The 20252-nt window shown below is 62.1% G+C and carries 20 protein-coding genes and 1 tRNA gene; all 21 read right to left on the reverse strand.

Annotated elements, in window-relative coordinates:
* Positions 1–76: 76 nt before the first annotated feature.
* The 21 genes from ACMXX3_RS09635 to ACMXX3_RS09735 all read right to left on the reverse strand — a co-directional run bounded on the left by ACMXX3_RS09635 (position 77) and on the right by ACMXX3_RS09735 (position 19488).
* On the reverse strand, positions 77–2278 hold the full coding sequence (locus tag ACMXX3_RS09635) for a cytochrome c oxidase assembly protein (protein ID WP_421084495.1): 2202 nt from the start codon (positions 2276–2278) through the stop codon (positions 77–79).
* 39 nt (positions 2279–2317) lie between these two features.
* Positions 2318–3685, reverse strand: a complete 1368-nt coding sequence (locus ACMXX3_RS09640) for a Dyp-type peroxidase (protein ID WP_421084496.1) — start codon at positions 3683–3685, stop codon at positions 2318–2320.
* A gap of 14 nt (positions 3686–3699) precedes the next feature.
* A complete protein-coding gene (locus ACMXX3_RS09645; RefSeq protein ID WP_421084497.1) occupies positions 3700–4356 on the reverse strand; it encodes a copper chaperone PCu(A)C in 657 nt (218 codons plus the stop codon).
* Between the two features lie 109 nt (positions 4357–4465).
* On the reverse strand, positions 4466–5092 hold the full coding sequence (locus ACMXX3_RS09650; protein WP_421084498.1) for a copper resistance CopC family protein: 627 nt from the start codon (positions 5090–5092) through the stop codon (positions 4466–4468).
* 47 nt (positions 5093–5139) lie between these two features.
* A complete protein-coding gene (locus ACMXX3_RS09655) occupies positions 5140–5733 on the reverse strand; it encodes a hypothetical protein (protein WP_421084499.1) in 594 nt (197 codons plus the stop codon).
* A 209-nt stretch (positions 5734–5942) separates the two neighbouring features.
* The gene (locus ACMXX3_RS09660; RefSeq protein ID WP_421084500.1) at positions 5943–6230 is read right to left on the reverse strand and encodes an HU family DNA-binding protein; all 288 of its coding nucleotides are present in this window, start codon (positions 6228–6230) and stop codon (positions 5943–5945) included.
* An 80-nt stretch (positions 6231–6310) separates the two neighbouring features.
* A complete protein-coding gene (gene rpsN, locus ACMXX3_RS09665; RefSeq protein ID WP_237189500.1) occupies positions 6311–6616 on the reverse strand; it encodes a 30S ribosomal protein S14 in 306 nt (101 codons plus the stop codon).
* A 3-nt stretch (positions 6617–6619) separates the two neighbouring features.
* Positions 6620–6790 carry a 50S ribosomal protein L33 gene (gene rpmG, locus ACMXX3_RS09670; protein ID WP_004005967.1) on the reverse strand — a complete coding sequence of 57 codons (171 nt, stop codon included), beginning with the start codon at positions 6788–6790 and terminating at the stop codon, positions 6620–6622.
* 2 nt (positions 6791–6792) lie between these two features.
* Complete coding sequence (gene rpmB / locus ACMXX3_RS09675; protein WP_083090534.1) at positions 6793–7029, reverse strand: 50S ribosomal protein L28; 237 nt, start codon at positions 7027–7029, stop codon at positions 6793–6795.
* A 571-nt stretch (positions 7030–7600) separates the two neighbouring features.
* Positions 7601–8401 (reverse strand): SGNH/GDSL hydrolase family protein, encoded by an 801-nt coding sequence (locus tag ACMXX3_RS09680; RefSeq protein ID WP_421084501.1) that lies wholly within the window; start codon positions 8399–8401, stop codon positions 7601–7603.
* A gap of 77 nt (positions 8402–8478) precedes the next feature.
* Entirely contained in the window at positions 8479–9546 is a 1068-nt protein-coding gene (locus ACMXX3_RS09685) for a siderophore-interacting protein (protein ID WP_421084502.1), read from the reverse strand.
* On the reverse strand, positions 9539–10363 hold the full coding sequence (locus ACMXX3_RS09690; RefSeq protein ID WP_421084503.1) for an ABC transporter ATP-binding protein: 825 nt from the start codon (positions 10361–10363) through the stop codon (positions 9539–9541). The genes ACMXX3_RS09685 and ACMXX3_RS09690 overlap by 8 nt, the downstream gene beginning before the upstream one ends.
* The gene (locus ACMXX3_RS09695) at positions 10360–11487 is read right to left on the reverse strand and encodes a FecCD family ABC transporter permease (RefSeq protein ID WP_421084504.1); all 1128 of its coding nucleotides are present in this window, start codon (positions 11485–11487) and stop codon (positions 10360–10362) included. The genes ACMXX3_RS09690 and ACMXX3_RS09695 overlap by 4 nt, the downstream gene beginning before the upstream one ends.
* Positions 11487–12593: a FecCD family ABC transporter permease gene (locus ACMXX3_RS09700; protein ID WP_421084505.1), complete on the reverse strand. Its 1107-nt coding sequence runs from the start codon at positions 12591–12593 to the stop codon at positions 11487–11489. The genes ACMXX3_RS09695 and ACMXX3_RS09700 overlap by 1 nt, the downstream gene beginning before the upstream one ends.
* 18 nt (positions 12594–12611) lie before the next feature.
* Positions 12612–13649, reverse strand: coding sequence for an ABC transporter substrate-binding protein (locus ACMXX3_RS09705; RefSeq protein ID WP_421084506.1), 1038 nt, complete (start codon positions 13647–13649; stop codon positions 12612–12614).
* A 709-nt stretch (positions 13650–14358) separates the two neighbouring features.
* Positions 14359–14435: transfer RNA gene (locus ACMXX3_RS09710), tRNA-Thr, on the reverse strand.
* Positions 14436–14476: 41 nt separating this feature from the next.
* Positions 14477–15712 (reverse strand): ATP-binding cassette domain-containing protein, encoded by a 1236-nt coding sequence (locus tag ACMXX3_RS09715; protein ID WP_421084507.1) that lies wholly within the window; start codon positions 15710–15712, stop codon positions 14477–14479.
* Positions 15709–16479 carry a CbiQ family ECF transporter T component gene (locus ACMXX3_RS09720; protein WP_421084508.1) on the reverse strand — a complete coding sequence of 257 codons (771 nt, stop codon included), beginning with the start codon at positions 16477–16479 and terminating at the stop codon, positions 15709–15711. The genes ACMXX3_RS09715 and ACMXX3_RS09720 overlap by 4 nt, the downstream gene beginning before the upstream one ends.
* A 3-nt stretch (positions 16480–16482) precedes the next feature.
* Positions 16483–17340: a hypothetical protein gene (locus tag ACMXX3_RS09725; protein ID WP_421084509.1), complete on the reverse strand. Its 858-nt coding sequence runs from the start codon at positions 17338–17340 to the stop codon at positions 16483–16485.
* Positions 17341–17391: 51 nt separating this feature from the next.
* Positions 17392–18405 (reverse strand): nucleoside hydrolase, encoded by a 1014-nt coding sequence (locus ACMXX3_RS09730; RefSeq protein ID WP_421084510.1) that lies wholly within the window; start codon positions 18403–18405, stop codon positions 17392–17394.
* Between the two features lie 201 nt (positions 18406–18606).
* A complete protein-coding gene (locus tag ACMXX3_RS09735; protein WP_421084511.1) occupies positions 18607–19488 on the reverse strand; it encodes a DsbA family protein in 882 nt (293 codons plus the stop codon).
* Positions 19489–20252: the final 764 nt, after the last annotated feature.

A 20252-nucleotide genomic window follows, 5' to 3' on the forward strand; every position in this document is an offset into this window, starting at 1 on the left:
GCATGTAGGTACTTCCTCCCATCGGTAGGTGATGAGCTACCTACAAATGGGAGGAAGTGCCTACAGTCAGTGGCCTCTAGCGGCGGGACTGGTCCTTTTCTGCCAGGGCCGCGAACATGTCGTTGTAGGCCTTGAGCTCAGCGTCGCCGTCCCGATCGGCCTGCCGGTCGATACGGCGCTGCACCTTCTTGTCGTTCATTGACCACTGCACAGCCACACCCACCGCAATGAGCATGGTGGGAATCTCGCCGATGGCCCACATGAGGGAGCCACCCAGCTTCTGGTCATCGATCGCTGATAGGCCCCAGGGGCGGCCCAGGTTCCCGAACCAGGACGCCTGGAGCAGGGTATCCATCTGCATGATCGCAATCCCCACAAAGGCGTGGTAGCCCAGGGTTGCAATGATCATGATGAGGCGCATGGGGAAGGTCGGACGATGCGGGATCGGGTCAATGCCGATGAGCACCAGCGAGAATATATAGCCGGTGATGAGGAAGTGGATCAGCATGAATTCGTGGCCCACATGGTAGTTCAGCATGAAGCCGAAGAGGGGGGTGAAGTAGACGACCACGATGGATCCGGCGAAGTTGACAGCCGCAAAAATGGGGTGGGTGATGAATTTTGACCAGCCCGAGTGCACCAGCCGGAGGATCCATTCGCGGGGGCCGCGGGTTCCGTCCTGGCGGGGTTCGAGGGCGCGAAGGAGCAGGGTGACGGGGGCTCCCAGCACGAGGAAGATGGGGCAGACCATGGTCAGGAGCATGTGTTCGACCATGTGGGCTGAGAAGAGCACCCGGGAGTAGACGGTCAGGGCCCCGCAGGTGATGTAGAGCAGCACGGTCAGGCCCACGAACCATGAGATGAGGCGGCCAATGGGCCAGGTTCCACCTGCCCGGCGGACCTTGATGTAGGCCCAGAGGTAGGCGAAGGCGACGAAGCTGATGAAGGCAACCCAGAACCAGTCGAAGCGCCACTGGGTGAACCATTCAACGACGTGGGGTTCTGGTGGCATGTCGTAGAGGGTGATGATTCGGACGGGTTCGGCCCCCTCGGGCAGGGTCTGGGGGGCTGGCGGGGCGGTGCGGCTGAGGGAGACGGCAAGGCCGCTTGTCGCCCCCATGATGATGATTTCAGCGATAATGGCTGACCAGAGGCCCTTACCGGCGCTGATGAGGCCGGTTTCCATGAGCGGGATCAGGCGCAGGCGGTGGAGGGCGCCGAAGATGCCCAGCAGCAGGGTCAGGCTGAGTTTAGCCAGAACCAACCCGCCGTAGGTAGTGGTGAAGAGTTCCCCAAGGTTGTTGAGGCGGACAAAAGCGTTGATGCTACCTGAGAGCACCACCAGGACGAAGCCAAAGAGGGCCAGGGTTGAATAGCGGCGGAGGACGACGACAGCTAGGGGGGCCCTGCGGCTTGAGGCTGTGTGTTCCCCCCGGCGGGTTTCTGGCAGGGTGCCGCTACCGGCGTCCTTCGCGCTGATGGCCCGCGAGATAAAGATGAGGGTCAGTAGCCCACCGCACCAGAGCACGACGCCAAGCAGGTGCAGGCCCAGGGAGTTGACGGCTCCCATGTGGTCGTCTCCACCGGAGGAGTGGCCGCCCAGAGCCATTGCGACGAGGGATACCAGGGATAGCCCCAGGGTGAGGAGCAGGCCGGTGAGGGAGCGGACGCCCAGGGCGAGGGTGGCGACGGTTGCCGCGACGATGATGTTGGTGGCTTCCTGTTTACCTGAGTCGATGGTGCTGATGTAGCTGATGAGTTCGCCGGTGTAGTCTGCGCCGGAAGAGGGCACCCGGCCGGTGATGTCCGCGTAGCTCAAGATCAGGACGGCGATGGCGGCAACAGTCCAGGTCACGGCCGCAGCGGCGGCTAGGTTGAGGACGGCGGTGAAGGCAGGGTGTTCGGTTCGGCGGTGGTTTTTGGCCCGCTGGTCGGAGCTGGTGGCGTGGGCCATGTTGATGCTGACCCTGCCTCGGGCTGAGTCGAGGAACCTGGGGACAAGCCCGATGGCAAAGATGAGGGCCCCCATGGTGGTGGCCATGGAGAAGTTCTGGAGGGTCTCGGCAAGGGGCAAGCCCCAGCGGACGATCGGGCCGGCGTCGGCCAGGGTGGTTCCGGCGTTGGCGCCGGTGAGCCAGAGGCTGACGATGAGGGCAATCGCTGCAGAAAGGGGGAAGGCCCAGATCCAGGTGCGGCCAATTCCCCGGTGGGCGACCTGGCTTTTTTGGTGTGCCCCTGCCGGGGATCCACTGTGCTGTTCTGCCATCTTTTCAACCATTTTTCTCATTGTGATTAGTGTGTATGCAGTATGAGCTATTTACTGGAAGAGGCCTTGCCCCACGAAGCCGCCCTCACTGCAGCCGGCGGGAATAGCAAAGACTGCTGACCCGATAGGCACCGTCCAGGTGTTGAGCATGTCCAGCTCGGCTAGGCGCTGCTGAATGGGGAGGAACTGCTTTACCGGGTCTGCCTGGTAGGAGCAAAAGATCAGACCGGACCTGCTCACGCCCCCGCTAATCTGCCGGTGTTCTGAGAACCCCGAGGCATCGGCAACTGGCAGGTCATAGCTGTAACCTCGGCGCAGGATTCTTTCAACCCTGGTGGTTGCAGCTGCCCGCCTGATGTGGGCGTAGGGGGCGATGACGGTGAACCCGAGCTCATTGGTGGCAGAGAGGTCAGCAGGGTCCCTTTCTTCCTGGCCGGTGAGGGGGGCACCGTTGGAGAGTTTGCGGCCGACGGCGTCCTCACGGGCGGGCCGGTCAGCCTGGTCCCAGGTATCAAGGTTCATGTGGATACGGCGGATTACAAGGGAGGTCCCGCCCGGCTCCCAGGGGGTGAGCTCTTCGTGGTTACCCCAGACCATGGAGTCCATGCTGCCGTCCTCAGCAGCCGGGTTGATGGTTCCGTCGATTTGGCCAAAGAGGTTGCGGACGGTCTGGCCCGGACGTTCGCTGCCGTAGGCCCGGCGGAATCCGTTTTGGACCCAGTGCACCCGGCCGAAGGTTCTCACATTTTTCAGGAGTACCCGCTGGGCGTGGGCGATTGTCATGGGGTCGTCGGCGCACAGTTGAATGAGGAGGTCGCCGTCGTTCCATTCGGGTTGGAGCTGGTCTATCTGGTCGAAAGCTGGCAGGGGTTTGAGCCAGGAGGGTTTTTTCTCTGGCGCCACGATGTCGAAGATTCGTGGGCCAAAACCAAACGTTACCGTGAGGTTGGCAGCGACGGTTGCCAGTTCGGCTTCCTGGTCGGTGAGGGTTGCCCGGCCCTGGGTGAGGCGGGCGGCGTCGTCCGTCAAAACCCGCAGTAGGCGGGCGATACCCTCCCGCCCAATTTCGCTGTTGAGGTTGACAGCAATGAAGCTGGCATGGGCCGGGGCGGGGGTGTCCACCCCGGCTTGTCGCTGGCCGTAAAAGGGCACGGTAGCCCCTTCAAGCGGAGGGTCCTCGGGGGCTTTTTCCTGTCCCTCTTCAATAGCCTGGGCGGCATATTGGCTTGCCAAGGTGGCGGCAACGCCGAGACCGGCACCTGCGATACCGGCGGTCAGGACGGCCCGGCGGCTACTTCCCTGCCCAGCGGAGGCTTCTGGCCCCTGGGCCTGGTGAAGGTGCCTCTCGGCCTTCTTGCCTTGGGGCTCTTGGGCGCCGCTGAGGGCGTGTTCGAGGTCTTCGTCGAAGGAGCTACTCATGCTCATCTATCTTTCTAGGCGCACTGGGGCAGAACCGCAGCTTCGGTTGCGTGCCCTTCGTGGCTGCTCATGGTTTCATGGCCGCTGTGCTCACCGGGGGCGTATTCCTCCTGGGCACCCTGGTAGTCACGGACAACGGCCTCAAAGCTGAGGTCGCCTGCACTGGTGGTCAGGGTGATGACGGCGGTGCTACCTGCAACGAGGGCGCACTGCATATCCATGAGCATGATGTGGTCACCACCGGGTGCCAGTTCGAGGCTGGCTCCGGGTTCGATGGTGAAGCCACCCTCTACCTTCTTCATGGTGGAGGTTCCGGTGGTGGCGTCAATTTCGGTGGTATGGAGTTCAACCATGCCTGCGGCGGTAGCGGCTGCTCCTTCGATGGTGATGGCCTGGTCACTGTCGTTGGTGATGGTCGCAAAAGCAGCCGTCATGTTGCTACTTGCGGCCTTGACCCAGGCTTCCTGGACGGTGAGGGCTACCTGGCTATCTGATGAGGCGCTAGCGCTAGGTGCGGAACTGGCAGGGGCGCTACTTGCTGCAGAGCTACTTGCTGCTGCGGTTTCATGTGCAGTATGGGAGGCCTCATTGGTCCCTCCGCCGCAGGCGGCCAGGGTGAAGGTAGCGATAGCAGCGATGGCACTGAGGGTCATGTATTTCTTAGATGACATGGTAAAAGTCTTTCGGGTGGGGCCTGCGTCGGTGCAGGCCATGATTAATGGTGGGTCACAAGAGGGCGCAGACTATCTCCGCCCGGACGGGCGGGCCTGCGGGCCGTCCTTATTTCTTGCGGGCCTTCAGCAGTACGGTGGCAACTAGACCGAGGGTGGCCAAACCACCGACCAGGATGAGCAGTTTGACGGGCAGGCTAAGGCCTGTTGCAGCCTGGGTGACGGGGTCGGTAGCAGCCGGGCTTTCGCTTGCCGGGGCTGTTTCGCTGGCTTCAGTCGTTGCCGCAGCGCCGCTGGCCTCAGTTGAGCTGGCAGCGGCGCTGGCCTCAGTTGAGCTGGCAGAGGTGGCAGCGTCCTGCCCCTCCCCTACCGTGTAAGCAAAGGTCCCCTGAATCGGGTGACCGTCTGACGATACAACGCGCCAGGTCACGGTGTAGGTGCCGGGTTCAAGGGCGGCAGAAGAAAGGTCCTGGCTGACGGTTTGGCCCTCGATGTCCGGGGTTTCTTCGGTGACGTTTTCACCGGCGGCATTGGTAACGACGACCTGGTTGGCCCCGTCAACGTCCATAATGTTGCCGGAGTAGGTCATGCTGATTTCGTCAACCCCAACGGCCATGGTGTCGCCGTCGGCGGGGTAGCTGCTGACGAGTTCGTCATGGGCAGCGGCGGGGGCGAGGACGCCCGCCAGGAGTAGGCCGGTTGCGGCCAGGGTTTTAAAGGCTTGTGCCTGAGTCATGAGTTTTTCCTTGCAGGGTAGGGTGACCCAGTAGCGGTTGCTACGGGTTATCTGTATGCAAGGTGGGACGGGGGCCCACGGCTGGTGCGGGTTCCCCGGGTGAGAGTGTCTGCAAGTATCCTGAGCACTCCCCCTACTCCCCGGACCTTTCGGCCCGGTTCGAGGACGGGGAGGCTGGGGACCTCCAGGAGCCTGCGGGCGTAGCTGAGCAGGGCCTTGAGCGCATGGGCCAGTTCTTCGCCGTAGGCCAGCAAGGCATAGGTGATTACAGAAGCTAGGCCGTGGGCTAACCACATGCCGACGCCGTAGCTATGGCCGTCTAGGCTCACGGCCTGAAGGCTTGTGGCTAGTTCTCCGTGCAGGTGGCCTCGGTGGCCTGATGGGAGGCTGACGGGGTGGCCGTAGCTGTAGAGAATATGCAAGAGTCCCTGGCCGGTGAGGACGCCCGCCCCCAGGCTCAGCCGGGGCAGTTTCAATTTGGTCATGCCCAGGGTGATGAGGGCTGCCAGGGCTGTGGCTAGGGCCAGGACGAGGGGGTGCGGCAGGTGCCCTCCTCCCAGGAGGTGGGAGGCTACACCGAGACCGGTGGCTGAGGTAGCGATCATCCAGGCGCGGGCTAGGTTGCGGCTGCGCTGGTTCATAGCTCCCTCTCCTTCCTGGACTGTGGTGGGGACTCCTGGGTTATGTGGCCCTGCCCATTATCTCATAGCCCTCCGCCTGTAGGTACTTAGTCCCGTCTGCAGGTATCTCAGCACCTACTTTTGGGACTAAGTCCAGACTTTTACCCCTGCAGTAGGCATAGCAAAAGGGCCACCTCTTTCGAGGTGGCCCTTTGAAGTCTGTTCAAGAATTACTTCTTGTTGGAGACTGCTGCCTTCAGCTTTGAACCTGCGGTCAGCTTGACGCCGTGGCCCGCGGGAATCTGAATGGTTTCGCCGGTCTGGGGGTTGCGACCGGTGCGAGCTGCACGGTTAGTGCGCTCAATTGCCATCCAGCCGGGGATGGTGATCTTCTCGCCCTTAGCAACAGATGCTTCGAAGACCTGGAAGAGGGCGTCGAGAACGCCGTTCACTGCAGCCTGGCTGGTGCCGGCCTTCTCTGCAACCTCTGCGACGAGTTCGCTACGGTTCTTAGCCATTGAATGCTCCTTCTGAGACTTTCACAAAATTGCGACTGGGGGTTAGCCCTGTTGACAAGGCTACCCACATCAGTTGCAGATTACCAGGAAGACTTGGTGACGCCGGGCAGTTCGCCACGGTGTGCCATCTCACGGAAACGGACGCGTGAGATACCGAACTTCTGGAAGGTACCGCGGGGGCGACCGTCGATCTGGTCACGGTTGCGGACGCGGACGGGTGAAGCGTTGCGGGGCAGCTTCTGCAGACCTACGCGAGCGGCTTCGCGCTCCTCGGGGGTTGCATTTTCGTCGATCAGGGTCTTCTTGAGTTCCAGGCGCTTTTCAGCGTAGCGGGCTACGATGACCTTGCGCTGCTCGTTACGAGCGATCTTGGACTTCTTCGCCATGGTTTAGCGCTCCTCTCGGAAGTCAACGTGCTTACGGACAACGGGATCGTACTTCTTGAGAACCATACGATCGGGGTTGTTGCGGCGGTTCTTACGGGTGACGTAAGTGTAGCCGGTGCCCGCAGTGGACTTGAGCTTGATGATAGGACGTAGGTCCTTAGCCTTTGATGCCATATTTAGATCTTCTCTCCGCGTGCAAGGATGTCAGCTACTACTGCGTCGATACCACGAGCGTCAATAACCTTGATGCCCTTTGCAGAGACGTTCAGGGTTACGTTGCGACGAAGTGAGGGTACGTAGTACTTCTTCTTCTGGACGTTAGGATCGAAACGACGCTTGTTGCGGCGATGCGAGTGCGAGATGCTGTGTCCAAAGCCGGGAACAGCTCCGGTCACCTGGCAGACAGCTGCCATAGTTTTCTCCTCCAATTGTTGACGAAATGACGGTACGCAGTTGGCGTTTGCTCTTGGAAGGGAGCAATCAGCAATGGGCGTCCCGTCACCTATAGGTAGAGCACCGGGTTATTCTCCAAGGCTAGAGTGTTTGAGATCCACTATCGGGTGAGAGGCCGATAGGAATCCCCGCCGCGGGAAAAACGGTGAAGCTTGAGGTGTACGAGAGGTGTTGCCACCACTACGAACAGCCTTAAAGTCTAGGTAATTACGGGATACCACGCAACCTGTTAGGCCAGTAAAAAGCTTGCGTCCGCCGGTGCGGGTTCTACCTGCTCCGGTGTGCGCAAGCTTGTTTTTCTGGTTCTACGGTTGCGTTTGAACCTCTATCAATTCTACCGGTTTTTTAACTTTCCGCAAGTCACCGGGCGCTTATTTCCGGGGTTTTTGAGCCGAAAGCAGGGTGGATCAACCCACCGACCACCCCCGCCTCAACCGTAAATTACACACGTGTAATCTTAAGTGTGACTTTAACAGCTTAAGACTTTTAAACTGCTCCAGAACCTGTTAAAGCCACTTTCACCGGCTTTGCTTAGTCTTCCTCAAGGGTGTCAAAACGGGTCAGCTGGGGGTATTTGGGGCTGATTCCGTCCCCGGAGCTGGTGCCGCGCAGCCGTCGTCCAATCCAGGGAACAACGAATTCACGCGCCCATTTGGCGTTATCCAGAGCCTCTTGAACCCGGGTTTTCTGTTCGGCATCGGGCACACTGGGATCCCCAATCTGTACATTTTCAGCACTGAGGGTTTCAAGAACCCGGCGGGCAACGAGGGTGTGGCCGGCAGCGTTCATGTGCAGTCGGTCGGGGGCCCAGTACCGCAGATCAAGGAGTTCGTGCATCCGCCAATAGTCGACGATGGTCACGCCACGGTTATCTGCCACTTCGCGCAGGATTTCGTTGAAGAGGGCAACTCTAGCCCGGTTCCCGCTGAAGAAGCCCTTAGGGCCGGGGTCAAAGCCCGTCATGGTGAAGACTTCGATCCCTTCATCACGCAGGGTTTTGAAGGCTGCATCGTAGCGGCTGGCCAGGGCATCGACGTCGAATCCGGGGCGCAGGGAGTCATTGCCACCGCCGATAAGGGAGACCAGGTTGGGTTTGAGGGCGAGAGCTGGTTCAAGTTGTTCGTCAATGATGGGCCCAAGCAGCCGGCCCCGGATAGCCAGGTTGGCGTAGCTTGCGGCGGGGTCGGCGAGCATGAACTGTTCGGCGACGCGGTCGGCCCAGCCGCGGACGCCGTTGGGGCGGGTTGGGGCGTCGTCGCCGACGCCTTCGGTGAAGGAATCGCCGAGGGCAACGTAGCGGATAGGTTCTTCGGTATTCAGCAGTGTTTTCACGTTTTCTAACCTACCGCGAGCGCCCTCATCTGCAGAAGTGTCCTGGCCCTTGTGTACACATTGTGAGCAGGCCTATCTCAGCTTTCGGCTTGGCCGGCTTTCCAGTAGCCCATGAAGGAGATGTTGTGTTTAGGGATTTTCGCTTCGTTGACGCAGATCCGACGCAGGGTTTTGATGAGGGATGATTCCCCCGCGATGAAAACATAGCTGCCTTGGGGGTTTTCGGCGAGCTGCCAGACGATTTCGTCTGAGGCGACGAACTCCAGGGCGGTCTCGCAGCCAGCCCCCACGCCGCATGTTTGTCGCAGGTGAGCGATGAGGGCTTCCCCCCGGCTGTGGCCAGGCGGGCGGGCGGCCCAACGCAGGGTGAGTTCGGGTAGGCGGGCGGCGGCGTCCTTCACCTCAGCCCAGGTAGTGAGGTCATCGTCGTCCGGGGTTTCGAGAATGGCGGTGCCCCGGGCCCCGGCCGGTAGAGAGCGCAGGATTGAGAGGACGGCTGGGGCTGCAGTTTCGTCCCCCAAGAGGAGCAGGCGGTGGGCGGCGCCGGGATTCCAGGAGCTCCAGAGGCTAGAGCCGTAGAGGGGGGCCAGGATGGAGACCTGCTGGCCGATCTGGGCTGTGGCTGCCCAGGTGGATCCTGGCCCGGTCGACTCTCCTGCCTTCCCGGTATCTAAGCTGTCGGCTGGCCCGTGGAGCACGAAGTCGATATCGATTTCAGGTTGGACGCCAGCCGGTAGGGGCCTCTCCAAGGGGGTAAGGTCAGCTGCTGCTGCGGGGAACATACCCAGGAGGGGGGTTTCGTCAAAGCCAACGGAGGGTACGAGCCGGGAGTGGCGCACCGTGTAGGTCCGCATGTGGCCTCGTTCGTAAGCGGGGGCGGCGAACCAGCGTTGGCGCCAGGAGTCGTCGAGTTCGATCATGGTCGGGCCGCTGGCCCCAGGCGGGGGCACCAGGAGTTTAATGTAAGCGTCAAAGACCCGGCCGGTGCCGTCTGCGATGGGTTCGGCGGCGTGAAGCAGGGAGCGGCCGGTAAGGGAGATTCTGACGAAGTGGGGGCTCAGCTGCTGGATACGGGAGACGGTAACGGGAAAGACCCCGTACTGGTTGATAGACCGGGAGACCTCGCGGCGGGTTGTTTTAGCCAAGAAGTAGCTCCCGGTCCATGGACGCCCGGGTATGGGGAACCACAACGGTGGAACCGTCGCCTAGAGGGTCGGCGACGGAGGCCCGCAAGCCAAAAATGGTGTGCAGGTTCTTGGAGGTTAGCACCTGCCCGGCATCTCCTGCAGCGGCAACGGCGCCGTCCTTCATGGCCACGAGGTGGTGGGCAATGCGGGCGGCGAGGTTGAGTTCGTGCAGCACCAGGATCATAGTGGTACCTCGTTCTTCGTTGATTGCTGCCAGTAAGTCTAGTAGCTCAACCTGGTGGGCGAGGTCGAGGTAGGTTGTGGGTTCATCCAGCAGCAGGACGTCTGTTTCTTGGGCCAGGGCCATAGCGATCCAGACGCGCTGGCGCTGGCCGCCGGATAGTTCGGTGACCTGGCGGTCAGCTAGGGACAGGGTGTGGGTAGCTTCCAGGGCGCGGGCAACTGCCGCGTCGTCCTCCTTGGAGGAGCCTCTGAAGAGCCCCTGGTAGGGGTAGCGGCCGCGGGCTACCAGGTCGGCTACCGTAATACCTTCGGGGGCAATGGGGCTTTGCGGGAGCAGGCCAACCATCCGGGCAAATTCCTTGCCCCCGTAGGAGCCGACGGGGCGGCCGTCCAGGAGGATTTTGCCCGATGCTGGTTTGAGCAGGCGGGCGATACCGCGCAGGAGGGTGGATTTTCCGCAGCCGTTGGGGCCGATAATGGCGGTCATTTTTCCGGTGGGGAACTCCAGGGAGAGCTCAGGCACGATAACGGTCTCCCCATAGCCCAGGCGTACCTGCTCGACGGTGAGGGATCGGGCGGTTACTGTTTTCATGAAGTTTTCCCTTCGGAGGTTCGGGCGAGGAGCCAGATGAGGGCGGGGGCCCCGAAAGCACCGGTGAGGACGCCTGCGGGCAGGTTTACCCCGGGTATGGCATTGGAGCCGATAAAATCAGCGACGATGACGACGATGGCGCCGACGAGGGCGGCGTTGATGAGGCTGTGGCTGCCCCCGGTGGCGGCCCGGGCAATGGGTCCGGCCATAAAGGCGATGAAGGCTAGGGGGCCTGTGGCGGCGGTGGCCACGGCAACCAGTAGCACCCCGAGGGCGATGAAGCCGGTGCGGACCAGGCCGGTAGGCACGCCGAGCCCCCGGGCCAGTTCTTCCCCGACTGCTGTGGCGTGCAGGGGCCGCCACCAGACCAGTAGGGGGAGCACCAGGAGGGCAAAGCAGATAGCCAGCAGGCTGATGCGGGTCCAGTTGGCGGTGGACAGGGATCCGGCCAGCCAGTGGGTCAGGGTCTGGGCGTTGCTGGTCGATACCCGGGAGAGGACGTACTGGATGAATGCCCCTGAGAGCGCTGAGATTCCTAGGCCGACCAGGATGAAGCGGTTGCCGGCACCAGAATCTCCAGCGGATAGACCCAGGATAAGGACGGCAACAGCCAGGGCAACCAGAATAGCCAGCAGGGTCAGTGGCAGGCCGCCCAGGCCCAGGAAGACAATGCCGATGACTGCTCCTAGGGCAGCGCCGTTGGAGACACCGATGATGTCGGGGCTGGCTATTGGGTTACGCAAGAGGAGCTGGAAGATTGCGCCTCCTAGGCCAAAGCAGGCTCCTGCCAGGGCACCGAGGACGGCCCGCGGTAGCTTTTCTTCCATCACAATGTAGGTGGCACCCCGGGCATGGTCAAGAGTGCCGCCGGACAGGATGGTGAAGAAATCAGGGATTGTGACGGTGTAGGAGCCCAGCAGGACTCTCACGGCAATAGCCGCTACCAGCCCTAGCAGGAGGGCTGCGGTGGCCAGGAGGGGCCGGCGGCGGGCGTCCTTCCGCACCTTCCCGACCGTGTTGAGGGCGGCCTCAGATGCCTGCCGGGGCAGGGGGGAGCCGGTTGCCCGGGCAGAGGCCAGGCAGATGGGGGGCTCGGCCTGCGGGGAAGTTGAGCGGAACGTCATTAGAGATTGACCGCCTTGCCTCGTCGTACTAGGTAAATAAAGACGGGAACGCCCAGGGCCACCATCATGACGCCTACCTGCATTTCTTGGGGGGGCAGGATGACTCGGCCGACCGTGTCTGCGACGGTCAGGAGGACTGCCCCGGTGAGGGCGGACAGGGGAAGCAGGTAGCGATAGTCAGCGCCGACGAGGGCCCGCATGGCGTGCGGGGCCATGAGGCCGAGAAAGCCGATGGGGCCGGTGAGGGCAACGGCGGTGCCGACGAGCAGGGTAACGCCGGCGGTCAGGACGAGTCGGCGGGCTGCAACGTTCTCCCCCAAGGAGGCTGCCATGTCGTCGCCGAGGGCAAAGCTGTTAATGGTCTTGGCCCCGGTGAGTACAATGACTGCGCCAAGGGCCAACAGTAAACCGGCGGGGAATAGGTCTTCCATGGTCGCACCGGCAACTGATCCAATCTGCCAGCGGCGTAAATCGTCGAGGGTGTTTTGGTTGGTGAGGATCATGGCGCTGGTGCCTGAGCCGAGTCCGGCGGTCAGGGCCGCCCCCATGAGGGCTAGTTTAATGGGGGTCGCTCCCCCACTGCCGATGGAGGCCAGTGCGTATACGGCGATAGCGGAGGCTATAGCTCCTGCAAAAGCGTAGAGGGCGAAGACGGTGGTTGAGTCTGCCGCGAAGAAGCTGATTCCGGCCACCACGGCGAAGGCTGCCCCGGCGTTGATACCCAGGATGGCTGGGTCTCCGAGGGGGTTGCGGGTAATTCCTTGTAGGCCGGCACCGGCTAGCCCCAGGGCGGCGCCGACCACCAGCGCCCAGAGGGTCCGCACTGACCTTTGGGTCAGAACGGCCGCTTCGGCCTCGGAAGCCCCGGTGTGGCTAGCATCTGTTCCGCTCACAGAGCTGCCGATAAAGCTGAGCACGGTGGCTGGGTCGATCTGCCGGGTACCGAAAGCCAGGGAGGCGACTGATGCTAGCACCAGCCCCAGGATGAGGACTGTAGCGGTGAGTAGACGACGGCGGGCGGGGGTTCTTGTCCCACGGCGGGCACCCGCCCTCGGGCTGGGAGCCGGGGCGGGTGCGTCCTGTCTGGTGGGCTGGGTTGGGGTCACAGCGGTGGCTGGCACAGGTTAGGCGACTGCTGCTGCGAGCTTGGCCAGGGTGTCGGTTTCGTTGATGGCCCAGTTCAGGGACAGCGGGGATGCGGCGGAGAGGGCCAGGGAGATGGCGGTGTCGGTTTCGACGACCAGGTTGCCGTTGGCTACAGCGGGCATCTGGGCGAAGAGGGTGTTAGCCTTGATGGCTTCTTCGTCAGAATCGCTGGTGCCCCAGGCCCAGACGACGTCGGTTTCGACCTCGGAGAGGACTTCACCGGAGATGTTCATGAAGAAGGCGTCGGCTTCGGTGGCGTTGTCGGTGACGTAGGGGGCCAGCTTCATGCCGAGGGAGGTGAGGAACTGGGAGCGGGAGTCGGTGGCGACGTAGGCGCTGAGGGCCTGGGCTTCAAGGTCGAACATGCCGGCGATGAAGGTCTTGCCGTTGAGGGCTGAGTGCTGGGCTGAGGCGTCGGCGATGAGCTGGTTGGTGGATTCGATGAGGGCGGCTGCTTCGTCTGTTTTCTGGAGCATGGCGCCTGCCTGGTTGACAACGTCTTCCCAGGAGGCGGCAAAGGCGCCGACGCCTTCGGGGGCTGCGACGACGGGGGCGATGCCGGAGAGCTTGTCGTAGATTTCCTGGGTCATATCGCCGTAGACGGAGAAGATGGCGTCGGGGGCCAGGGCTGCGAGGGCTTCGTAGTCGGGGCCGTCGGTTTCGTCGTAGGTGGTGGGGGCGGTGCCGCCGAGTTCGGCGAGTTTGGCGTCGAACCAGTCGGTGGAGCCGGCGGCGTTGGCGCCGTAGGTGACGACGGGGGTGCCGGCGGGGACTACGCCGAGGGCGAGGAGGACGTCGGGGTTCTTCCAGAAGTTGACGACGGCGATTTTCTGGGGGACGGCGGTGAAGGTGGTTTCGCCGAAGGCGTGCTTGACGGTGTAGCTCTCACCTGAGGCAGCTGAGCTGGTGCTGTTGCTTGTGGTGTTGTTGGAGCCGGTGGTGCAGGCGGCGAGTAGGCCGGTGAGGGCGGTTGCTGCGGTCGCTTTGAGGAAGGCGCTGCGGGTGATTGCGGACATTGGTTGTGTTCTCCTGGGAAGGGTTTTGGTTCTATAGGACTGTCTATAGAGCTGCTTAGGTGAGCCTAAGCCAGGAATAACACTATCTTTTGTTTGCGTATTTGTGCAAACGCTGGGTGGCTAGGTCTGCACGGCGAGACTGGGGGTAAGTTTTGCTTTTCGCGTGCGCCTTAGACTCGCTCCCAGCGGCTTGTACGATAACTGGTCTATCTGTTTTTGGGCATAAAGAGAGCCCCCTACCGGATGGAAGGCCCGGGTGCGAGCGAGCGAGCACTCAAGAGGGCCTGGAATCAGTTGAGCGTCAGCGAAACTGCCGAGCGAGGAAATAAATCTGCGACCGAACGGTCACCGGTTTATTAGTGCCCGCTCAGTCGCAGAGTTTATTGAGTGGAGCCCCCTACCGGATTCGAACCGGATGAGCCAGCGGATGGAAGGCCCGGGTGCGAGCGAGCGAGCACTCAAGAGGGCCTGGAATCAGTTGAGCGTCAGCGAAACTGGCGCGCGGTGACGTAAGAGCTGGCGAATCGGGGGCGGTGAGCGGAGCGAACTCCGTTCTGGTCACCGGTTTGCCTTGTTTTTAGGCATAAAGAGAGCCTCCTACCGGATTCGAACCAGATGAGGGAGCAGATTCCGAGCGAGCGAGGAAATAAATCTGCGACCGAATGGTCACCGGTTTATTAGTGCCCGCTCAGTCGCAGAGTTTATTGAGTGGAGCCCCCTACCGGATTCGAACCGGTGACCCCCTGTTTACAAGACAGGTGCTCTGGCCAGCTGAGCTAAGGAGGCAAGACTTTTCAAGTGTACCCGATATTGCGGGCGGGCGCATGTTATCTGTGGGTACCTAGCTGGTAGTGGCGCAGGGGCAGGTGTTGGGCGAGGGCGCCGGTGAGTTCTGGGTCGTGGGTGGCGACGATGGCGCTGCCGCCTGCGGTGCAGTGGGCTGCAATCAGGGCTGTGACCTGCTCAAGGCCGGGGGCATCTAGTCCGGCGGTGGGTTCGTCCAGCAGCAGGCAGGACGCCCCGGCGGCGAGCACTTCTGCCAGCGCAAGGAGGTGCTGTTCGGTGGGGAGTAGGTCCAGGGGGTGGGTTTCCCCGGAGCCCACGGGTAGGACGGCATCGCGCAGGGTCTCGCGGAGGGAAGGTTCTGCCCGGGTGCCGTTTCCTAGTTGCATGTCGGCGTCCACGGTGGGGGCCAGAAAGTGGTGGGCTGGGGTTTGCGCGACCAGCTGGGCGAGGGCGACGCGTGCAGGGGCGTCCTGCTGATGAGGCGGAAATGCACCGATGGTCAGCTGCCCGGAGGCCGGGGGTAGGAGCCCGGCGATGGTGCGCAACAGGGTAGATTTTCCGGCGCCGTTGGGGCCGGTGAGAATCAGGCAGTCACCGGGGGCAAGATTCAGGGTGATACCGGCAGCAACGGGCGCAACCGCTTGTTTCTTCCAGCGGCGGCGGGCGGGGGCCACCGGGGATATTGCGAGGTCACGGGCCAGGACGTCTGCCGCCACTCGGGTGGGCAGGGCAACTAGGGGTGTCCCGGCAGGCTGCGCTACACCTTCTCCTAGGTCTTGGCGTTCGGTCGCTAGGTCTTCTTCATCGCCCTGGGGTCTGGCTGAGGCCCAGGTGAGGTCTGCCGGGTAGCGGGAGAAGGCGGCCAGTACCCGGGTGCGCATGGCTGTATCGAGGCCGAGTAGGGGTTCGTCGAGGGCTAGGGCAGGTGCCTCTAGGCCATCTTTTTGCCCGTTCACCCGACCCAGCACCAGGTAGGCAGCTAGGGCTACCAGTTGGGTTTGGCCGCCGGAGAGCTGCAGCGGGTGGGCGTCCAGTAGGTTGGTTATTCCAAGGTCAGTAGCAACAGTATGTACAGCCCGGTGGAGCCCTTCCCGGCTGGTCACCGCCTGCTCTATCCCCAGGGCGATTTCTTCAGCCACGGTAGGCACCAGGCCCGTCATGAGGGCCTGGGGGTTGGAGGGCACAAGGAGCCCATTACGTTCCTGGGCCCAGGCAACGAGCCGGGCTGACTTGCCCGCCCCGCGCGACCCGGTGATGAGCGTCCGCACATAAGTCATTGCAATACCCCCGTATAAGAGGCAAGCACCAGCAGACAGGCCACCAGCAGCAGCACCCAGCGCAGGTAGCGCTGGGGGAGGCTATCGGCATAGTCCTGCCAGAAGACTCGTGGCCCACCCCGGTCGATTCCGCGCGCGGCCAGGGTTGCCCCGCGCACCTCGTGATCCAACAGGAGCAGGGAGAAGAGGGCGGACGCCGTCCGCACCCCCAGCCAGGCCCGGGCGGGTTTTGTCCCGTCGGCCATGCCCCGGGCGCGGGCGGCCCGCTGGACCAGCCGGGAGTAGTGGGCCAGCTGGGCCGGGGCGTTGAGTGAGGCTACCAGCAGGTAGATGAGCCGAGGCGGCAGCCCCCAGGTGCTCAGGGCATAGCGCAGGCCAGTAGCCCCGGTGGGCAGGATCAGTAGGGCGCAGGCTGACCCGAAGGTCAGAATTTGTAGGGCCAGCCCTACACCTGCCCGGGCCCCCTCAGCGGTTACGTGAAAAACCATCCAGGGCACAGGGGCCCAGGTGGCCCATACGGTCTCTCCCCCGCGCGATACCAGCTGGATGATAAAAGCCATGGCAGCCACCGGCGCCAGCCCTGCCAGGACTAGACGCAGCCAGGGCACCAGCGTCCGCCCCGCGATGTGCAGGGCAAGGAGCACAGCCAGCAGCCCCGCCTGCCAGATGATAGGCAGCGGGGCGAAGGCCAGCAGAAGCCCGGCGCAGCCCAGGGCGACCCAGGTGCGGGGGTTGAGAGTAGAGACGCTCAGGGCTGAGGGAACCATCGGTTAGCGGTTGAACTGTCCGCGCACGCGAGCAGGCAGACCCTTAATGATGAGCCAGACCAGGGCGAAGGCAATGGTCTTATCAAGGGGGTCAGAGAGCAGGGACTGTAGGGTGGTTGCCCCCAGCAGGGACTGGCCAGCTGCCTGCAGGGCAGCGACCACGGAGCCGGTACCCACGCCCTGGCCACCGCCAAAGACGAAGGCTGCGATGGGGGCACCGACGAAACCGGCCAGGATACCGGTGATAAAACCTGCCAGTAGGGCGCTCCAGAGCTTACGGAAAAGACCAGCTCGGCCAGCACAGCCGGCCAGGAAGCCGATGAGGGCAGCACCTGCGGCAAAGGGAATGGTGGTGGGGTTGATGGTCAGGCCCCAGGCCAGGTTGGTGATAATACCGGTCATGGCCCCGGCAGCCGGGCCCGCCAGCACACCGATCAGGACGGTGGCAACGGAGTCGAGGTAGAGGGGGATGCCCGAGAAGCCAATCAGTTGACCCACGATGATATTGAAGGCAGCCGCAAAAGGAATGAGGGCGATGGTCGCCAGGGGCAGGCGGGTCAGGTTAGCTGCTAGCAGGAGCAGGACGCCCGCGGTATAGCCCAGCATCAGGGGCAGGGGTATCGCAGCCTGGGCATCGCTGGTGCCCTCCAGGTAGGCTGCGTAATTGGTGGTGCCGCCTGCGGTGAGGACGGCCCAGATGTAGGTTCCTGCGATCACCAGGGCGGCGAGCAGGTTGAGTACCTTCTGGGAGGAGGTCAGGGGTGTCTTGTGTTCCGGGTTTTTACCGAGGAGACCAGTGGCTACTGAGCTCCTCTGCCCAGACGTTGACGGTTCTGCAGTGGTGTGTGTTGAGGGGGCCATGCCCGCCCCTTTCTGTCGGATAATCGTTCTTTTTACTTCTTTGAGCTAGCCCTAGGCAACCCTTTTCGGAGCGTAAGCTGCCCGAACAATCCGGATAAAGTGCTCAAAAAATTCAGGAGCCAGGGCGCTGGTCAGGGCCTGGGCGTTCGGTTCACGCCCCCAGCGTCCTAACCAGTCGGCCACTACCTGGCCGCGGGTGAGGGTCCCGGCCAGCTCAACGTCGAGCGTCACCGGAGTGCCCTCCCCCAGCAGGGTGTGGGGTTGGCCGTTGGCAGCAAGGGCGCGGTTTACCGCCAGGGCTGTCACGAAGGGGTCGTGGACGTGGGCGATGAAGCCCAGCATGTCCCATTCGTGAAATTCCATGTAGAACTGTAGGGCCCCGTCCAGGGCGGTAAAGAGTTCTCCCCCACCGGCTAGGAGGCTCTCTCGTAGTTGCGGGGTCATGACGGCCTGCTCGGTGGTATCTAGGGGGCAGAGCAGGGGCGCATAGGGCAGGTCCAGGTCGGGGCGGCTATAGGCTGCCAAAACCTCGTGCAGGGCCTCGGGGTCAGAGTGGACGTTCCACTCGGTGGTGGGCATGGTGTTGCCCCGGTGGTTGAGCGCCCCGCCCATAATCGTCAGGCTGGCTAAATACTGGGGTAGCTTAGGGTCGAGGCGCAGGGCCAGGGCCAGGTTGGTGGAGGGGCCCAGGACGAGCCCGTGCAGCTTCCCGGGGAAACGGCGGGCTGTTTCTACCCACAGAGCAGCGCCCTCACCGTGGGCCCTACCGGTTGGTTCCTTCTGCCCGGGGAGCAGGCCGTACCCCGTACCCAGCGGGCCGTGCGTTTCTTCGGTGGTGGTAAGTGGCTGCGCTAATGGATTCTCAGCCCCTAGCACCCAGGGGGTGCCCTGCCCGCCGAGCAGGTCCAGCATACCCCGCAGGTTGCGTCCTACCTGCTCTGTGCTCACATTGCCGCCGCTGGCCACAAGACCTTCAACCGCAACCTGCGGGTGGGCAAATGCGTAGGTGAGGGCCAGGGCATCGTCGATGCCGGGGTCGCAGTCAATGAGAAAATGCAGGGTCATGGGTTTTTAGGTTCTAGCTCGTTGGGCTGGGCAGGTTTTTCGGGGTTTCCCGCGCAGAGTCCGGGGCATAGAAAAAGGGGCAGCTACCCACCTTCCTCTATGCACCGGGCATAGGTGAAGGCGTGCAGCTGCCCCTACACGCTGTGTACCAGTGTAGTACACTGCGGCCAGGCCTTCTACAGCCTGTTTACTGGGTGAACTTTAGGCGTCCTTATCAGCAATCTTCTGCTCGATCCAGGCGGCGAAGCCGGTGGGTCCTTCGGTGAAGACCTCACCGTCGGCGAAGATGGTGGGGGTGCCTGCAATACCGTTGGTTGCTGATTCGCTGGTGACGGTCTGGATGAAGGGGCGCCAGGTGTTGTTGGTGACGTCTTCCTTTACGTCTGCACCGTACTTCTCAGCGATCTTGATGAGTTCTTCGTTGGAGGTACCATTCTGGGCCTGGTAAGTGAAGACTTCCTGCTGGAACTTGAGGTAGTCCTCAGCGGAGACCTGGTTGGCTACTGAGTAGGCGACGTTGTTGGCGCGGGCTGAGTAGAAGGTCGGGCTGTTAGCGTCGAGGAAGGTGAGGTTACGAAGTTCAAGGGTAATCTTGCCTTCGCTGACGAGGGACGCGATGGTTTCTGCGTTTTCAGTTTCGAAGGCGGCGCAGTGGACGCAGTTGAAGTCCTGGAAGATGGTGACGCGGACGGGCTCACCGTTATTGTCTGCTTCTTCGGGGAGGGCTACGCCCAGGGGCATCTTGGTTTCCGTGCCGTCTGCTGCGGTGTAGGTAGCTTCGGAGGTGCCAAGTTCTGAGGAGTTGCGTTCAGCTACCTCTGATGAGTCTTTGACGATACCGTCCTGGGTGAGGACGATGCCGCCGTACTGGTTTGCTGAAGCGGGGACGGGGCCTGCTTCGGGGATTTGGTTGCGGCCACCGTTAATGACGACGAAGGCTACAATCGCTACGATGAGGGCGACGACGCCGAGTACGGTGAACTGGATCCAGCGGGTTGATTTTTTGCTGGATTTTTTGGCTTGTTCGGCCGCGAGGCGACGGGCACGTTCGCGGGCATCAGTGGTGGGGGTTCCCTGGGACACTGCGGTTTCTCTCTTTCGTGGTGTTTAGTTCAGAGTTAAGACTACCGTTTATGAGAGGCCAATGGTGGGGCTTCCCCCTCCCCCAAACTGCTTTCCCAGGAAACTATTAGCTAAGGGGAAGGACGGAGCAGATGGCTCTATTTCTGAATCAAAGGCCGAAAAGAAGGCCCGCGAAGCTCGCAACATAAGTGGAGGCCGTTGCGAACCTTCTACGGGCCATTGCTGAATTCTGAAATGCAATCGACAGGCAGTTAGAGACTGCCGTGAGCATTCCCCCTCTTACCTTCCCACTTTTAGCTCCACCTTTACGGCCGTGTGCTGACTGGATAGCCGTAAAAGTTGCTTCGTAGACAGCCTGCCCGTCATTCCACAACCGAGATTCCGTCACAAACCACTGCACAATGCTGTTAGCAATGTGCTGGGCTTCTTACTCAGGTAACGGATCTTTGAACTCAGCATTTAGACCATGCACATGAACCGTTACAGCCCTTTCTAAGCTCTCAAGACTGCCGATGTGGTTCCACACCTCTCGATAAGACCACAGGCGCACAGAATCGAAAATAATGCAGTTTCTGCCTAGCCCGGTGGCGTAGCGTCGTTTGGTTTCCGCCAGGAGGGGCTAGGAAGGCAGTTTTATCAGCTTCTAGAGCCGTTTTCAGCTCGTCTATGGCATAGGCGCGCGTGGGTGTGGAGCTGGTAGGCCTCCCAGGAGGCGAGTAGCGGGTTAATAGTGATAAGCCCGGTATAGCCTTGCGTTTCTGCCA

Source organism: Rothia nasimurium, from assembly GCF_049068285.1.
Classification (GTDB): domain Bacteria; phylum Actinomycetota; class Actinomycetes; order Actinomycetales; family Micrococcaceae; genus Rothia; species Rothia nasimurium_I.

Excerpts from the sequence above, each read along its gene's own strand:
- ACMXX3_RS09635 (WP_421084495.1), bottom strand. The coding sequence starts at position 2,278 with ATGGTTGAAAAGATGGCAGAACAGCACAGTGGATCCCCGGCAGGGGCA.
- ACMXX3_RS09640 (WP_421084496.1), bottom strand. The coding sequence starts at position 3,685 with ATGAGTAGCTCCTTCGACGAAGACCTCGAACACGCCCTCAGCGGCGCC.
- ACMXX3_RS09645 (WP_421084497.1), bottom strand. The coding sequence starts at position 4,356 with ATGTCATCTAAGAAATACATGACCCTCAGTGCCATCGCTGCTATCGCT.
- ACMXX3_RS09650 (WP_421084498.1), bottom strand. The coding sequence starts at position 5,092 with ATGACTCAGGCACAAGCCTTTAAAACCCTGGCCGCAACCGGCCTACTC.
- ACMXX3_RS09655 (WP_421084499.1), bottom strand. The coding sequence starts at position 5,733 with ATGAACCAGCGCAGCCGCAACCTAGCCCGCGCCTGGATGATCGCTACC.
- ACMXX3_RS09660 (WP_421084500.1), bottom strand. The coding sequence starts at position 6,230 with ATGGCTAAGAACCGTAGCGAACTCGTCGCAGAGGTTGCAGAGAAGGCC.
- rpsN (WP_237189500.1), bottom strand. The coding sequence starts at position 6,616 with ATGGCGAAGAAGTCCAAGATCGCTCGTAACGAGCAGCGCAAGGTCATC.
- rpmG (WP_004005967.1), bottom strand. The coding sequence starts at position 6,790 with ATGGCATCAAAGGCTAAGGACCTACGTCCTATCATCAAGCTCAAGTCC.
- rpmB (WP_083090534.1), bottom strand. The coding sequence starts at position 7,029 with ATGGCAGCTGTCTGCCAGGTGACCGGAGCTGTTCCCGGCTTTGGACAC.
- ACMXX3_RS09690 (WP_421084503.1), bottom strand. The coding sequence starts at position 10,363 with ATGAAAACAGTAACCGCCCGATCCCTCACCGTCGAGCAGGTACGCCTG.
- ACMXX3_RS09695 (WP_421084504.1), bottom strand. The coding sequence starts at position 11,487 with ATGACGTTCCGCTCAACTTCCCCGCAGGCCGAGCCCCCCATCTGCCTG.
- ACMXX3_RS09705 (WP_421084506.1), bottom strand. The coding sequence starts at position 13,649 with ATGTCCGCAATCACCCGCAGCGCCTTCCTCAAAGCGACCGCAGCAACC.
- ACMXX3_RS09715 (WP_421084507.1), bottom strand. The coding sequence starts at position 15,712 with ATGACTTATGTGCGGACGCTCATCACCGGGTCGCGCGGGGCGGGCAAG.
- ACMXX3_RS09720 (WP_421084508.1), bottom strand. The coding sequence starts at position 16,479 with ATGGTTCCCTCAGCCCTGAGCGTCTCTACTCTCAACCCCCGCACCTGG.
- ACMXX3_RS09725 (WP_421084509.1), bottom strand. The coding sequence starts at position 17,340 with ATGGCCCCCTCAACACACACCACTGCAGAACCGTCAACGTCTGGGCAG.
- ACMXX3_RS09730 (WP_421084510.1), bottom strand. The coding sequence starts at position 18,405 with ATGACCCTGCATTTTCTCATTGACTGCGACCCCGGCATCGACGATGCC.